The organism is Arthrobacter sp. G.S.26 (genome assembly GCF_050847375.1).
Taxonomy (GTDB): domain Bacteria; phylum Actinomycetota; class Actinomycetes; order Actinomycetales; family Micrococcaceae; genus Arthrobacter.
Window position 1 is genome coordinate 412782 of record NZ_CP193752.1, and the last position, 15490, is coordinate 428271.

General features: G+C 66.2%; 14 protein-coding genes. 4 read left to right on the forward strand and 10 right to left on the reverse strand.

Annotated elements, in window-relative coordinates:
- Window positions 1–96: 96 nt before the first annotated feature.
- The 5 genes from ACRB8A_RS01995 to ACRB8A_RS02015 all read right to left on the reverse strand — a co-directional run bounded on the left by ACRB8A_RS01995 (window position 97) and on the right by ACRB8A_RS02015 (window position 5053).
- On the reverse strand, window positions 97–693 hold the full coding sequence (locus ACRB8A_RS01995) for a DUF1349 domain-containing protein (protein ID WP_050684261.1): 597 nt from the start codon (window positions 691–693) through the stop codon (window positions 97–99).
- 102 nt (window positions 694–795) lie between these two features.
- Window positions 796–1812, reverse strand: a complete 1017-nt coding sequence (locus ACRB8A_RS02000; RefSeq protein ID WP_082178178.1) for a LacI family DNA-binding transcriptional regulator — start codon at window positions 1810–1812, stop codon at window positions 796–798.
- A gap of 19 nt (window positions 1813–1831) precedes the next feature.
- Complete coding sequence (locus ACRB8A_RS02005) at window positions 1832–2683, reverse strand: carbohydrate ABC transporter permease (RefSeq protein ID WP_432245471.1); 852 nt, start codon at window positions 2681–2683, stop codon at window positions 1832–1834.
- 2 nt (window positions 2684–2685) lie between these two features.
- The gene (locus ACRB8A_RS02010) at window positions 2686–3660 is read right to left on the reverse strand and encodes a carbohydrate ABC transporter permease (protein WP_231685994.1); all 975 of its coding nucleotides are present in this window, start codon (window positions 3658–3660) and stop codon (window positions 2686–2688) included.
- 70 nt (window positions 3661–3730) lie between these two features.
- Window positions 3731–5053 (reverse strand): ABC transporter substrate-binding protein, encoded by a 1323-nt coding sequence (locus ACRB8A_RS02015; RefSeq protein ID WP_050684264.1) that lies wholly within the window; start codon window positions 5051–5053, stop codon window positions 3731–3733.
- Window positions 5054–5247: 194 nt separating this feature from the next.
- Here ACRB8A_RS02015 and ACRB8A_RS02020 point away from each other — a divergent pair, with 194 nt between their 5' ends.
- A complete protein-coding gene (locus tag ACRB8A_RS02020) occupies window positions 5248–7287 on the forward strand; it encodes a beta-galactosidase (protein WP_432245472.1) in 2040 nt (679 codons plus the stop codon).
- A gap of 64 nt (window positions 7288–7351) precedes the next feature.
- On the forward strand, window positions 7352–9157 hold the full coding sequence (locus ACRB8A_RS02025) for a glycoside hydrolase family 53 protein (protein ID WP_432245473.1): 1806 nt from the start codon (window positions 7352–7354) through the stop codon (window positions 9155–9157).
- A 107-nt stretch (window positions 9158–9264) separates the two neighbouring features.
- Here the strand turns inward: ACRB8A_RS02025 and ACRB8A_RS02030 are convergent, their stop codons facing one another.
- From ACRB8A_RS02030 to ACRB8A_RS02040, 3 genes are read right to left on the reverse strand one after another with little or no spacing between them, the layout of a single operon-like run.
- Entirely contained in the window at window positions 9265–10311 is a 1047-nt protein-coding gene (locus tag ACRB8A_RS02030) for an SDR family oxidoreductase (protein ID WP_285241074.1), read from the reverse strand.
- A complete protein-coding gene (locus ACRB8A_RS02035) occupies window positions 10305–11276 on the reverse strand; it encodes an aldo/keto reductase (RefSeq protein ID WP_056601452.1) in 972 nt (323 codons plus the stop codon). The genes ACRB8A_RS02030 and ACRB8A_RS02035 overlap by 7 nt, the downstream gene beginning before the upstream one ends.
- A gap of 26 nt (window positions 11277–11302) precedes the next feature.
- The gene (locus tag ACRB8A_RS02040) at window positions 11303–12124 is read right to left on the reverse strand and encodes an aldo/keto reductase (protein WP_050684268.1); all 822 of its coding nucleotides are present in this window, start codon (window positions 12122–12124) and stop codon (window positions 11303–11305) included.
- A 222-nt stretch (window positions 12125–12346) separates the two neighbouring features.
- Between ACRB8A_RS02040 and ACRB8A_RS02045 the strand changes: the two genes are divergently transcribed.
- Window positions 12347–13303 (forward strand): helix-turn-helix transcriptional regulator, encoded by a 957-nt coding sequence (locus ACRB8A_RS02045; RefSeq protein ID WP_056601449.1) that lies wholly within the window; start codon window positions 12347–12349, stop codon window positions 13301–13303.
- A 140-nt stretch (window positions 13304–13443) separates the two neighbouring features.
- A complete protein-coding gene (locus ACRB8A_RS02050) occupies window positions 13444–13650 on the forward strand; it encodes a hypothetical protein (RefSeq protein WP_050684270.1) in 207 nt (68 codons plus the stop codon).
- 83 nt (window positions 13651–13733) lie between these two features.
- Here ACRB8A_RS02050 and ACRB8A_RS02055 read toward each other — a convergent pair whose 3' ends face one another.
- Together ACRB8A_RS02055 and ACRB8A_RS02060 are read right to left on the reverse strand one after the other, a co-directional pair.
- The gene (locus ACRB8A_RS02055) at window positions 13734–13946 is read right to left on the reverse strand and encodes a dodecin (protein ID WP_050684271.1); all 213 of its coding nucleotides are present in this window, start codon (window positions 13944–13946) and stop codon (window positions 13734–13736) included.
- A gap of 82 nt (window positions 13947–14028) precedes the next feature.
- Window positions 14029–15489 (reverse strand): pectinesterase family protein, encoded by a 1461-nt coding sequence (locus ACRB8A_RS02060; RefSeq protein WP_285241073.1) that lies wholly within the window; start codon window positions 15487–15489, stop codon window positions 14029–14031.
- Window position 15490: the final 1 nt, after the last annotated feature.

A 15490-nucleotide genomic window follows, 5' to 3' on the forward strand; every position in this document is an offset into this window, starting at 1 on the left:
GGCACAATGCAACCCTTGCCGCAGGTCCTCCGATGAGGTATGTAAAACGTTGTAGAAGCCCGGGGTCCCAGGCGACACATAACGTCGGAGGGTTTCCTACTGCGCTCCCGCTTCGGGGTGCAGGCTGACGTCCACGGCAGCCGTTCGCCAGGACGTGAAATGCACGGTGAGGTCATCGCGCGAAGGGGCACAGCAGAACGGGCCCGCGGTGACGACAGCATCCGTCTCAAGCGGTGCCACCCGCACCAGGCGCCACGGCTCGTCGTCCACCCGGGCCCTGACAGTCAGAGCATCGCCGGACCTGCTGGCCCGGACAGTGACATGCCGGCCTTCCCAGCCAGGCACCGGAGACAGCGACCAGTCCGATGCTCCCCGCGTCACAACCGCGCCGAGGCTCTCCTCACCATCGCTCCACTCGATACCGGCCTTGATCCACGTTGCCTCATTGACACGGACAAAGATCCCGGCCTGGTCAAACTGGGCGGAAAAATCGAGATAAAAGGAGACCTCCACGGCCGTCTCCTGCTCAAAAGGCGCAAGGAGGGCGTGTTCGGTGTTGTGGATGAATCCATAGGAAGTGATGCGCCACGCATCACTTTTCTCGGCGGCGGTCACCCGCATGCCGTCCCCGGCAAACTCCACGCGGGCCGGTTTGGTTGTCCAGGTCCCCTCGGTCCAGGCAATATCAGTCATTGTGGCAACTCCTTTTTGGTGCGCAGCGAAGGCGTCAGGACGCACTGGAAAAAGCTGAGGATCTCCCGGCGGTTGGTACCAGGTGTTGCGGAGACCTCGAACCTAGGCGGACTCCCGGACCACCATTTCGGTGGGAATGGTGATGGCGGCGTGGTTTTTGCCGGCAATCACGTCCAGGAGCAGCCGGACCATTTCCCCGCTGATCCGTTCGAAGGGCTGACGGACCGTGGTGAGTGGGGGAGTGGCGCCCGCCGCGGCGGCGATGTCGTCAAACCCCACCACTGCCACGTCCTCGGGCGTGCGCCGGCCGGCGTCGTGCAGTACGTCCAGGGCGCCCAGCGCCATCAGGTCGTTTGCGGCAAAAACGGCGTCCACGTCCGGCACCCGTGCCAGGAGTTCCCGCATTGCCCTGGAGCCGCTTTCGCGGCTGTAGTCGCCGTTCGCCACCAGGGCGGCATCAAAGTGTTCCCCCTGGTGGGCGCGGTAGGCCTCCAGGCGCCGGATGCCGCCGGAGGTGTCCTGCGGCCCGGTGATGGTGGCAATCCGCTGCCGGCCGCCGTCGCGCAGGTACCGGAGGAGGTCAAGCGCTCCTTCGTAGTCGTCGGCCGCCACGTAGCCCATCTTCTTTTCGAACCCCAGGGGAACGCCGCAGGCAATGGCGGGGACGCCGGCGGCGATGATATCCGCGATGATGCCTTTCCTGCTGCCGTGTGAGGACACCAGCAGGACCCCATCCACATGGCCCGCGGTAAGGAAGTCGGTGGCCCGGCGCTGTTCGTCGTCCGTGCCGGCCATGATCAGGACCAGCGGGATGTCATGTTCGGCCAGGGCATCCGCGGCGCCGCGCATCAGGACGGCAAAATTGGGATCCTCGAACAGCCTGTCATGCGTTTCGGTCAGCAGGAACGCCACCGAGTTGGCCTTGTTGGTGGCCAGGTTCCGGGCATGCGGGTTAACCCGGTACCCGGTTTTTTTGATGGCGGCGTTGACGGCGGCCAGGGCCGGCGGGCTGACCCAGTGCCCGCCGTTGAGTACCCGCGAGACCGTCCCGCGGGACACTCCGGCTTCCCTGGCGACGTCGTCGATCTTGGGCCTGGGCCGGCCCTGCGGTTGGTTCATTGTCAGAGCCTATCCAGCCCTAGGCCTTCACGGCGCCAGCAGCGAGGTCAACGCGCCAGTAGCGCTGCAGGAACAGGAACATGATCACCAGCGGAATGATGGACAGCAATGCACCGGCCAGCACCAGGGTGTAGAGCGCCGGGGCAGTGGCGCCCTGGTTCAGCAGCCCGTTCAGGCCCACCGTCAGCGGGAACAGGGTGTCGTCGCCCAGCATGATGTACGGCAGCATGAAGTTGTTCCAGATGGCCACGAACTGGAAGAGGAAGATGGTCACCAGGCCGGGCAGCATCATGGGCAGGGCGATCCGGTTGAAGATGTACATCTCCTTGGCGCCTTCGGTCCTGGCTGCCTCGATCACGTCACCGGGCACCGAGGCGGCGGCGTAGATCCGAGCCAGGTAGATGCCGTAGGGGCTGATGATCTGCGGCAGCAGGACGGACCAGTAGGTGTTGGTCAGTCCCAGCTGGGCCAGCATGAGGTACTGCGGGATCGCGAGGATCACGCCGGGCACCAGGACGCCCATCAGCAGGACCTTGAAAACACCGTTCTTTCCGGGGAAATCGTATTTGGCCAGAACGTAGCCGGACAGCGCCGAAACCCAGGTGGAGAGGAGGGCGCCCACACCGGCGTAGAGGGCCGTGTTGAGCATCCAGCGCCAGAATACGCCGTCGCGGTAGGCGGTCAGCTCCACGATGTTGCTCCAGAGGTGCACGCTGGGGGTGAACGTGAAGGTGGAGAACAGTTCGTCGCTGCCCTTGGTGGCGGCGGCCACCACCCAGATCACGGGGAAGAGGCAGTAGAGCGCGCCGATGATCAGGATGCCGGTGGAAAGGTAACTCGGCTTCTCGCGGATTTCCGTGGGGGTGGACACGGTCAGTTCTCCTGTCCGAAGGCCCGCTTCTGCACTACACGCAGGAAGAGGAAGGATATGGCAAAGGTGGCAAGGGCTATGACGATGCTGGTGGCGGCGGCGGAGTACACGTCATTGCGGGTGAAGGCGTCGCGGTACACCAGCATCAGCGGGGACCAGCTGGTGGAGAGGCTGTTGGCCAGCGGCCGGAGCGTGGTGGGTTCGGCGAAGACCTGCAGCGTGGCAATCATGGAGAACAGCGCCGTCATCACCACGGACGGAGCAATGATGGGGATCTTGATGCGCAGCGCGGTCTGGATCTCCGACGCACCGTCCAGCTTGGCGGCCTCGTAGATCTCCTGCGGCACTGCCTTCAGGGACGTGTACATAACGATCATGTTGAAGCCCACGCCGCCCCACAGGGCAATGTTGGCGATGGCGAAGATGATCAGGTCCGGGTTCAGCAGTGACGGCAGCGCGATGCCCAGTTTGTCTGCCACGAAGTGGAAGGGGCTGACGCCGGGCAGGTACAGGAAGCCCCACAGGAGCGAGCTGATCACGGCCGGGACGGCGTACGGCAGGAAGATGGCGGTCCGCGAGAAGCTGCCGGCCCGGGTCCGCCGGGAATCCAGGAGCAGCGCGAAAAGCAGGGCGAAGCCGAGCATCAGCGGGATCAGGATGGCCCCGTAGGTCAGCACGCGCAGCACGCTGGCCCCGAACTCGGGGTCCGTCAGGGACCGGACGTAGTTGTCGAACCCGGCAAACACGGTGCTCTGCGCGCCCTTGCCGAGGCCCAGGCCGCTGACCTTTTTCTGCTGGAAGCTCAGGACCAGCGTGTAGATGATGGGTGCTGCCATGAACAGCAGGAACAGGACAATGCCCGGTGCCAGCATCGCGTAGGGGGTCAGGACCCGCTGTTTGAAGTTCTTCGCCTTCCGGGGCCGCCCGGGGGCCGCGGTTTTTTCCGCACTGCCTGGCATGGTCGCTGTTGCCGCCATGGTGCACTTCCTTGGGTTGTTGGGGCCAGTAAGCCGGGAGGACGCTGCTGCGTCCTCCCGGCCGGTGGGGTTACTTGACCGTGAAGCCGGTCTTCTTCAGGTCCTCGACGGTGACCTGCTGCATGCTGTCCACGGCCTCGAGGAAGGCGCTCCGGGATTTGGCCTGCGCGGCCTTGGCGAACTGGTCGTTGTAGGCGTTGAAAGCGACATTCACATTGGGGCCGTAGTTGAAGGAGCCCACGTTCTGGGCGGCCTTGCCGATCACGTCGTAGAAGTCAGGCTGGTTGCTGAAGAACTCCGGAGCAGCGGTCAGCGCCGTCTTGGCCCCTTCGGTGTCCGCCGGGTAGATGTTGGACACCTTGACCAGGGCGTCAACGGCTTCGGGGGAGGTGTTCAGCCACGTGGCGAACTTCGCGGCTGCGGCCACGTTCTTGGATTGGGTGGTGACGGCGGTGGAAGAGCCGCCCCAATTGCCGGTGGCCGGCTTCGCGGCATCCCACTGCGGCATGGGGGCCACTTTCCACTTGCCGGCCGTGGCGCCGGCGTTGCCGGCGAGTACGCCCGGGGCCCAAGCCGCGCTCAGCCAGCCCACCTGCTTGCCGCTGTTCAGTGCGGCGTTCCACTCGGGGGTGTACATGGGCTTGTTGTCGATGGTGCCCTGCTCCACGAGGCCGCCCCAGTAGCCGGCGACTTTTTCGGTGGGCTCTTCGGCGATCTTGACGCTCCAGGCGTCACCGTCGATGCCCCACCAGGATGCGCCGGCCTGCTGGGCCATGCCGGTGAACCAGCCGGCGTCGTTGGAGGAGAACGTCCCCAGGTAGGCTTCGGGATCTGCGTCGTGGATGGTTTTGGCTGCCGCGGCGTATTCATCCCAGGTGGTGGGTACGGCCAGGCCGAGGCCTTCAAAGATGTCGGCGCGGTAGTAGAACGCCATGGGGCCGGTGTCCTGGGGGACGGCGTAGAGGGCCTCGCCGCCCAGGGTCACTGAGTTCCACACGCCTTCGGGGAAGTTGTCCTTGGTCTCTTTGGCCTCGGTGTCAGCGAGGTCAACCAGCGCATCGGCGGCCACCAGGGTGGGGATCTTCTGGTATTCGGCCTGGATCAGGTCCGGCGCGCCGGAGCCGGCGTTGACGGCGGTCAGCAGCTTGGTGATGGCCGGGTCACCGCCGTCCTGCTTGTTGACGGTGACGTGGATGTTGGGGTTTTTCTCGTTCCAGAGGTCCACCACCTTGTCCAGGTTGGGGGCCCAGGCCCAGTAGGTCAGTTCGACCTTCTGGTTGGGGTCGGTGTTCTGCTCCGCCGAGCCGGTGCCTGATCCTGTGGAACAACCTGCAGTGAGCAGTGCTGCGGCGGCAATCATTGCCACGGCGCCTGCACGAAATGACCTGCGCATTCCGTCCTCCTTGTCGAAAAGCTGAATGTGTCTCTGGCTGATTTTCACCGCTCATCCAACCGAAGCCGTATGACTGTGAGCGGTTCCAGTAATCCACATCAATGTGACCAATGTCAATAAGAACCGTCCTCTAGGCACAGTCAAATATCTTGTGATACTACTGGGAGCGCACACAGTTCTAAGGAGATCACTCGATGACAGACGTCCTGCAGGCCCCCGCCCCCGCACCGGCGCCGTGGGTCCAGCGCCCCGCAGGCCTTTGCTATGGCGGGGACTACAACCCCGAGCAATGGCCCCGCGAGGTGTGGGTCGAGGACATCGCCCTGATGCAGGAAGCCGGGATCAACCTGGTCAGCGTGGGGATCTTCTCCTGGGTATTGCTGGAACCGCGTGAAGGCGAATACGATTTTGAGTGGCTGGACCACCTGGTGGACCTGCTGACCGATGCCGGCATCAGCATCGACCTGGGCACCCCCACGGCCGCTCCGCCGGCCTGGTTCTGGAAAAAGTACCCGCAGGCCCATCCCGTCACCCGCGACGGAATCACCCTGGGCAACGGCTCCCGCGGGATGGCCAGCCCCAGCTCCCCGGACTACCGCCGGGCCGCCGCCAACATCACCGAACAGCTGGCCCGGCGCTACGGGTCCCACCCGGGCGTGGTCCTGTGGCACGTGCACAACGAATACGGCGCCCCCGTCAGCGATTCGTACGACGACGCCTCCGTGGCCGCCTTCCGCACCTGGCTGGAGGCCCGTTACGGCACCCTCGACGCGCTGAACAGCGCCTGGGGCACCCTGTTCTGGGGCCAGAAGTACGGTGCCTGGGACGAAATCGACGCCCCCAGGCTCTCCGCCAGCGTCAGCAACCAGGGCCAGCGGCTGGACTTCGCCCGGTTCACCTCGAACGCCATGCTGGAGTGCTTCACCGCCGAGCGCGACATCATCCGCCGTCACGCCCCCAACACCCCTGTCACCACCAACTTCATGGCCACCAACTGCCTCTCCCCGGACTACTGGGCCTGGAGCAAGGAAGTGGACATTGTTGCCAACGACCATTACCTGGTGGCACAGCGCACCGACAACCACATCCTGCTGGCCATGGACGCCGACCTCACCCGGTCACTGGCGGGCAATAAGCCGTGGATGCTGATGGAACACTCCACCAGCGCCGTGAACTGGCAGGGCCGCAACATCGCCAAGCGCCCTGGAGAACTGGCCCGCAACAGCCTTTCCCACGTGGCCCGCGGCGCGGACGCCGTTATGTTCTTCCAGTTCCGGGCCTCCCGCTACGGGGCCGAAAAGTTCCACTCCGCCATGCTGCCGCACGCCGGCACCGGTTCCCGGATCTGGCGCGAAGTCCTGGACCTCGGGGATGACCTGCGCAAGCTCAGCCCCGTCAAGGGCTCCACCGTCAACGCCCGGGTGGCCATCCTGTGGGATGTGGAATCCTTCTGGGCCCAGGACCTCGAATGGCGGCCCAGCAGCGAACTGGACCACCGGGAACGGATCGAGGCCTATTATTCGGTGCTCTGGAACCGGGGCGTGGCCGTGGACTTCGCGCACCCGGAAGCCGACCTTTCCGGCTACGACCTGGTCCTGGCGCCGGCCCTGTACCTGGTGGGCGATGCCGCTGCGGCCAACCTGGGCCGCTACGTTTCCGGCGGCGGGCACCTCATGGTGTCCTACTTCTCCGGCATCGTGGACGCCACCGACACGGTCCCGCCCGGCGCCTCCCCCGGGCCCCTCCGCGACCTCCTGGGCCTGGAAATCCACGAATTCCTGCCGCTGCGCGAACACCAGGCCGTTGAGCTGAGCAACGGCATGGGCGCGGGCACCATCTGGTCCGAGGAAATCCACCCCACCACGGCCAGCGTGGTGGCACGGTACCAGGACGGTCCTGCCGCCACCGGCCCGGCCATCACCCGCAACAGCTTCGGTGCCGGCGCCGCCTGGTACGTCTCCACCAACCTCGACGGCGGCGACCTGGCCGCCGTCGTGATGGCCGCGGTGACCGGGGCCGGCGTACCTGCCGCGCCCACGCACCCGGCAGGGCTTGAGGTGATGGCCCGCAGCAACGGGGAGGACCGCTTCACGTTCCTGATCAACCATGCGGAGAACGACGCCGACTATCCGGCAGCCGGTCTGGACATGTTCTCCGGGGAGCAGGTCAGCGGTACGGCCCACGTGCCTGCCGGCACCGTCCGCGTGATCCGGACCCCCGAAGGAACCAGCTAGCACCACAGACCACCGGCCGGGACCAGCAGGTCCCGGCCGGTTTCCACGTCAAGGAGGACGCCCCGTGAAACACCCCCGCAGCATCGGCAGTACCCGTAAACGGCCACCCGGCCGGACGTTGGCCGCCATCACGGCCCTGGCACTGGCCGGCGTGCTGCTGGGGGCAGCGCCGGCAATTGCCGGCCCCGGCGGGAGCCCGGGCCCAGGCAGCAACCAAGGCAACAACCCGGGCCGCGGCAACAACCCAGGCACCAACCAAGGCAACAATCCGGGCACCAACCACGGCAACAACCCAGGCGCCAACCAAGGCAACAACCCGGGCCACGGCAACAACCCAGGCAGCAGCACCGGCCGCGGCCCGGCCGCCGTGGCCAACCCTGGTTTTGAATCCGGCCTGTCGGGCTGGACCACGGCAGGAGCCGCGGGCGCCGCCAAGGTGGAAGCGGGCGGCGCGGATTCAGCCAACAGGCTGACGCAGTGGCTGGAGTCGGCGGAAACGGTCACTACATCCCAGACCATTACCGGGCTCAAGAAGGGCTGGTGGACGTTCCGTGCAGCCATTAAGTCCGGTGGGCCCGTGAACTCGTCCAGCCTGGTCCTTACGGGCTGCGGGACCGGCGGCGCCACCGTGCTGCCTTCTACGGAGACGGATGACCAGTGGCTGAGCATTGCGGTCAGCGCCAACGTGGCCGGCAAGTGCACTGTTTCCGTCAGCACCACAGGGGCGGGCGCCTGGGCCAGCATCGACAATGTGAGCTTCACTGAGGGCAAGGTGGAGCGGACCATCCGCGGGGCCGATCTGTCCGGGGTGCCCAAGAACGAGGACCACGGGGCGGCCTATTTCACGGCCGCCGGCCAGCGAGTGGACCCGGTGCGGGCCTTCGCCGATGCAGGCACCAACCTGGTCCGGCTCAAGGTCTGGGTTGACCCTGCCGACGGATACAACCGCAAGCAGCAGGTGGCGGCCATGGCCAAACGGGCCCAGGCGCAGGGCATGCGGGTCCTGGTGGATTTCCACTACTCGGACCGATGGACCGACCCGGGGGCGCAAGGCACGCCCGCGGCGTGGACGGACTTGCCCGCCACGGACATGGCGGCTCCGCTGTACGCGCATACAAAAGACGTGATGGAAGCCATCAGGGCAGCCGGGGTCACACCGTACGCCGCGCAGATCGGCAACGAGATCAACCCAGGGATGCTGTGGCCGCACGGTCAAACCTGGGATGTGGACGCCAGCGATAACGTGACGGGCGCGCAGTGGGACAACCTGGCGATGTTCCTCAAGGCCGGTACCCGCGCCGTCACCGAGGTCAGCCCCAGTACCAAAACTGTGCTGCACCTGACCAATATCAATAACGGCATTGGTGGCCTGACCTGGTGGTTCGACGAAGTGACCGCTCGCGGGGTGGCCTTCGATATTGTGGGTCTGTCCTACTACGGGTTCTGGCACGGCACCCTTGCCGATCTGCAGGAAGCAGTCAGCACCCTGTCCGGGCGGTACAACAAGGACGTCCTGGTGGTGGAAACCTCGTACCCGTTCACGCTTGAGGACAACCCGAACGCTCCGTGGGAAAACGTGGTGGCCAAGGCGTCGCAGCTGGTCAAGGGATACCCGGCCACACCTGCCGGCCAGGCCGCCAATTTCCGGGCCGTGCAGGATGTGGTGGCCTCAGCGCCGGGTGGCCGTGGGCTGGGCGCCGTGTACTGGGAACCGGCCTGGACATCCGTCCCGGGCAGCGGCTGGGATCCCGCCGATCCCACTTCCGGCAACGCGTGGGAAAACCAGGCTGTCTTCGACTACGCCGGCAAGGCGCTGCCGGCACTGGCGGAATTCGGACCCGACGCCGGTGGCACCGGCCCGCTCCGGTAGGTCAACCAGGCTGGGGTTTCGCCGGCCTCCGGAACGCCCGACGGCGGCAGCTGCCTGCCGCCGTCGGGCGCCCATGAAGTGCTTCCGTTGCACACCGGGCATGGGCATTAACCCCCGGCTGGTCGCTGCCCGCTGCGGGCCCAGGTTGTCAGCCGGTCGGTGAGGTCCATATAGTCCTGGTTCAGGACCTGCGAGGCCGGGTTGGCGTCGAACCACGCCACGATTTCCCGGGCGCCGTCGGCGAACGGGATGGTGGCCGTGTAGTCCGGCACCAGTGCCTTGATCTTGGTGTTGTCGAATACCACCGAATGGGACCTGTCGCCCAGCAGGTTGGGTCCCAGCTCCGGGCTGGCGGCGGCGATGGTTTCCGAAGCCACATGGACCAGCTCCGGCTCGGCCACCCCGGCAGCGCGCGCGAACAACCGGTAGATCTGGTTCCACGGCAGGTATTCGTCCGAGGTGATGGTGTAGCTCTCACCCACTGCCTGTGGCCGGCCCAGCAGGCCCACAAAGGCCTTGGCAAAATCCTTGCTGTGCGTGAGCGTCCACAGGGAGGTGCCGTCGCCGTGGACCATGACGGGGAGTCCGGCGCGCATCCGGTGGATATCCGTCCAGCCGCCCACCATGGCGATCTTGGTGCGGTCGTAGGTGTGCGAGGGCCGCACCACTGTCACCGGGAAGTCGCGCTCGCGGTACGCAGCGAAAAGTACTTCCTCACAGGCGATCTTGTCCCGGGAGTACTGCCAGAACGGGTTCTTCAGCGGGGTGGACTCCAGGATGGGCAGCCGGGTAGGCGGCTTCTGGTAGGCCGAGGCCGAGCTGATGAACACATACTGGCCGGTCCTGCCGGCGAACAGGTCCACGGCCGCGGCCGCCTGGTCCGGGGTGTACGAGATGAAGTCCGCGACGGCGTCGAACCTGCGGGTGCCCAGCGCTTCCCGGACCGAAGCCCGGTTGCGGATGTCCGCGTGCAGTACCTCAACGCCGTCCGGCACCGGCCGCGCTGCGGACTGTCCGCGGTTGAGGACGGTGACCCGGTGACCCAGCGCCGCCGCGCGCTCGGTGGCCGCCGCGCTGATAACCCCGGTGCCGCCCACAAGGAGGATGCTCCGGGGCGCAACGGTGGCTGCTTCCGGCGCGAGTGGACTCACCATGCGTAGTCCTCCGGCGCCGTCTTGTGCCCCGGGAAAATGTCGTCGAGGCGCTTGAGGGCATCGGCGTCGAGCGTGACGTCCAAGGCCCGGATGCCGGCGTCGAGCTGGTCCTGGGTCCGGGGTCCCACGATGGGTGCCGTGACCGCGGGCTGGTGGAGCAGCCAGGCCAGGGCAACGTCGCCGGGTTCGTGGCCCAGCTCATCGGCGAAATCCTCGTACTGCCGGATCTGGTCCTGGTGCTTCTTCAGGGTTTCCAAGGCCCGGCCTTCTGCCCGGCGGACGCCCTGCTCCTGCTTTTTCAGAACCCCGCCCAGCAGGCCACCCTGCAGGGGCGACCAGGGGATCAGACCCAGCCCGTACTGCTGGGCTGCTGGAATGACCTCGAGCTCCACCTCGCGGCGGAACAGGTTGTAGATGGACTGCTCGCTCACCAGTCCGGTGTAGTTCCTGCGCCGGGCGGCTTCCTGCGCCTGCGCGAGGTGCCAGCCGGCGAAGTTGCTGCTGCCCGAATAGAGGATCTTGCCCTGTTGGACGGCCACCTCGATGGCCTGCCAGATCTCGTCCCAAGGGGTGTTCCGGTCGATATGGTGGAACTGGTAGACGTCGATGTAGTCCGTCTGCAGGCGCTTGAGGCTGGCATCGAGGGCCCGGCGGATGTTCAGTGCGGAAAGTTTGGACTCGTTGGGCCGGTCCGTCATGGTGCCGTAGAGCTTGGTGGCCAGGACTGTCTGCTCGCGGCGGCCCTCTCCCTTGGCGAACCAGCGGCCAATGATTTCCTCGGTCCAGCCGCGGTGGCCTTCGCCGCCGTAGACGTTGGCGGTGTCGAAGAAGTTGATGCCCTGCGACTTCGCAGAGTCCATGATGGCGTGTGCGTCGGCTTCTTCGGTCTGCGGGCCGAAGTTCATTGTCCCCAGGCAGAGGCGGGAGACTTTCAGGCCGGAGCGGCCCAGATGGGTGTACTGCATGGCGGGAATCCTTTGGTTGGGAGCTGTTAGAGCTGCGTGAAGGATGCGACGGCGGGATCGGAACCGATGCGGGCACCGGATTCCAGCGCCGTGAGGGCTGCCAGCTCGTCGGAGGACAGCTGCAGGGACGTCGCGGCGAAGTTTTCCCGGATCCGGCCCGGGTCCACCGACTTGGGAATGGCGATGGTGCCGGCGGCGAGGTGCCAGGCGATGACCACCTGCGCGGTGGTGGCGTTGTGCGCTGCGGCGATTGCCGTGACCGCGTTGCCGTTCAGGTCCCCGCCCTGGCCCAGCGGGCTGTAGGCCTCAACTGCGATGCCAAGGTCCCGGCACTTCGCGGCGAGGGCGGCCTGCTGGTAGCTGGGGTGCAGCTCGATCTGGTTCACTGCCGGGACGATCTCTGCGGTCTCCAGCAGGGTGTCCAGGTGCTCTGCGAGGAAATTGGAGACGCCGATGGCGCGGATCTGCTTGTTTTCGTACAGCCGCTCCAGTTCCTTCCAGGCCTGGACGTACAGGCCCTGTGACGGGACCGGCCAGTGGATCAGGTAAAGGTCCACGAAGTCCAGGCCCAGCGCCTTACGGCTGTTCTGGAAGGCCTCCTGGGCCCGGCCCTGTTCCCCGTTGCGCAGCTTGGTGGTCACGAAAATGTCCCCGCGGTCAATGCCGGTGGCGGCGATCGCCGCGCCCACCCCGGCCTCGTTCCGGTAGCCGGCGGCGGTGTCGATGTGGCGGTATCCGGCTTCAAAGGCGTCTTCGACGATCCGCTGCGTGTCTTCCGGCGGAACCTGGAAAACTCCGAGGCCAAGCTGGGGGATGGTGACGCCGTTGTTCAGTGTCAGCTCTGACATGGGTACTCCTTGGCTGGTGCTGGTGCTGGTGCTGGGGCGTGCTGCCGGGTGAATGGCTGCCGTTGGCTTGACGCCGAGAAAGCGGTTTCCGCTGGCTCACTCCTGAGCCTATGCACTTTTGGCCGCCAAGTCAGCAAAGCAGCGTGATTCTGTTTTTCCTAGGACTGCCAGTCCTACCCACGGGCGGTCCACACCCTTGCGGGCCGGGGCAGAATGGATGGCATGGGTCAAAGCGCCGAATTCGGATTGTTCCTCAAAGCCATGCGGTCCCGGTTGAGCCCGGATGACGCGGCGGCAGCTCCCACTGCGGGCGCGCGCCGTGTCCCTGGCCTGCGCCGGGAGGAAGTTGCACGGCTGGCAGGGGTCAGCACCGACTACTACGTCCGCCTGGAACAAGGCAGGAATATCCATCCGTCCCGTACCGTCCTGGCGGCCGTCTCCCGCGCGCTTCGCCTGGATTCCACCGAGCATGCCCACATGCTGGATTTACTGGAGAACTGTGCCGGCAGTGCCGCTGCCGGCGGCACAGGGGTCCAGGGCGTGCGGCCGGCACTGCGCCAGCTGCTTGGGGCCGTGGGGGAGGTGCCGGCCTTGGTGCTGGGCCGCCGCGGCGATGTCCTGGCGGGAAACCCCTTGGCGAACAGCCTGTTTGCTGACTTTCCGGCCATGCCGGCAGCCCAACGGAACCTGACGCGCTGGCTGATCCTCGATCCGGCGGCACGGACGCTGTTCCGGGACTGGGAGACCGTGGCCGCGGAGGCGGCCGGCGCGCTCCGGCTGGATGTGGGCCGGCACCCCAACGATCCACAGGCCAACCAGCTGGTGGGCGAGCTGGCCGTGAACAGCGAGCACTTCCGGCAGTGGTGGGCCGGGCACCATGTGGCCACTCCCTCGGCCGGCAGCGTCAGGCTGCACCACCCTGCTGTGGGACAGCTGGAACTGAACTTCGAAAACCTGGTCCTGCCGGACGATCCGGACCAGACGCTCAGGGTGTACTCGGCACGACCGGAGTCGCCGTCGTCGGATGCGTTGTTGTTGTTGGGGAGCCTCGGCGCGGAACCTGCCGCACCTGGGCGCGAGATGGCAGTTGACCGCAATCCCGGGCAGCGCGACTGCCGCGAAGTGCCATCTCGCGGGGGACCCGCGGCGGATTCCCCGCCGCCTGCACCCGATCGGTAACCGCGGACCGTCAGTTGCGCCGGCTGTGCGATTGGACAGCGGTGCGGCACTTTTCTGGCCTGCAGTCCATTGGGGCGCCGGGCGGCTCTTAATAAGCTGGAGGGACGCACAAAATTTCGCCGCCAAGGATGGTCTCAACGATGAAACGCATCGCCCTTTTGAAGGAACGCGCCGCAGCCCCGGCCGGTTCGTCCACCACCACCGGTTCCCACTGCCCGGCCTCCGGCCTGTGGAGCCCGGACCGCGACCCGCACACGGTCCTTTCGTTCTTTGAAGGACACGTCTTCCCGGCGTTCCAAGGCGTCCCCACGGTGTGGCGGCGGCGGACTGCCGGCAGCCTGGGCTGACCCGGGCACATACCCCCTCAAACATGCAAAAGGCCGTGGAACCAAAGGTTCCACGGCCTTTCAGCTTCCGCCGGACGTGGGCGTCAGTGCTCTTCCAGCCGGAAACCGAGCTTGATGGTCACCTGCCAGTCCGCGATTTTTCCTTCTTCAAGATGGCCGCGGATCTCCTTCACCTCGAACCAGTCGAGGTTGCGCAGCGTTTTGGAAGCCTGCGCGATCCCGTTGCGGACAGCGTCATCCACACCCTGGTCCGACGTGCCGACAATTTCAGAAATGCTGTACGTGTGGTTGGACAACTTCGCTCCTCGTGATCATCGTTGTTCCCGGTTGCGGGCCGTTCCTGAAGACTAGTGCCGCGCCGGCAGGGTTGGCCAGACCTTAGCCCGACGTTCCGTTGAGCACCACCACGTTGCTGTAGCGGACCCGGCGGCCTGCGGTCACCAGCACCGGCCCGGACTGCTGGACGTCCGACGTGACGGTGAGGTCCCTGACCGTAGCGCCGTCCGCTGCCACCGTCAGGGTGGCGCCTTCGCTCGTGGTCAGGACCACGTCCGCGGCAAGGCCCGTGGCGCCGGCAAGCGTGATGTTCGGCCGGTCCGCCCACAGAACCGACGGCTCGTGGTAGGTCCCGGGGCTGACCAGCACCGTCACGGGACGGGGCTGTGCGGAGGGGATGGCCCCCACCGCTGCACGGATGCTGGCGTAATCGCCGGTGCCGTCCAAAGCAACCGTGACCACATCTGCCGGCCGGCTGACCGTTCCGCCCAGCGGTCCCGCCTGGCTTTTCACCAGCGCCGGAACGGCGGCCGCAGGCCAAAGCCCGTAGGAGTACTCCGGCACAAAAGCGTTTCCGCGCTCCTGACCGGAATTCCCCGTGCAGTCCTTGAAGATGTTGCCCCGTGCCACCAGGCCCCCACCCGGTCCCTGATGGTGCAGCGGGTTCAGGACGTCCCGGAAATAATTGTTCTCCGCCACGATCAAGGCACCGTTCCGGCCCAGCATGCCGTAACTGGAGATGTCCTCGAGGTAGTTGTTGAAAACGTGCGACGCAGCGGTGTTGTCCAGGCTGGCGTTGCGCTGGTGGGTGTTCCGGAACCAGTTGTGGTGCAGGGTGATCCGGGTGACCACGTTCTGGGTCCAGCCTTCACCCAGGGCCTTGTTATGGTCCGCGAAAACATTCCAGGAGAGCGTGACGTTGTCGCAGTCCTTCCGGACGTCCACCAGGCCATCACCAAGCCGGGCGAAGTACATGTGGTCCACCCAGATGTGGTGGGAGGTGTCCATCTGGATGCCGTCCCGGTCGTTGTCCGGGCGTTTGCCGATGAAGTCACCCGGGATGTAGGAATCCCGCACGGTGAAATTGCGGAAGATCACGTTGGCCACGTTAATCAGCCGGAACCCGGCGTTCACCACTGTGGCCCCGGCGCCTGCCCCCAGGAATGATTTGTTCGAAGCGACGGGAAGCTTCTCATACGCGGCAAACGCCAGCACCCCGTGCAGGATCACCACCAGCGGTTCCGGGCTGGCGGCGAACTCCCGCAGCTGGTCCGGAGTGGCGGCATGGACCACCCTGCCGCCGGCGCCGCCGGTGGTGGTGGCAACGCCATTCCCATTGATGCCGGCAAAGCCCACCGGCACGTCCGGCCAGGCCGGCCCGGCGGCGCTTCCGGCCGGTAGCCCGGCGTCGGAAAACCCGCTGGAACTGCCTGCGGAAGGGGCCGGGGGAGCCGCGTGGGCTGCGGTTCCCCCGGCCAGCCCGGAAGCGAGGGCACCAGCTGCGAGGCCCGCTGCGGTCAGGACGGTGCGGCGGGGAACGCCCGCTGTTGCCATGTCAGTCATC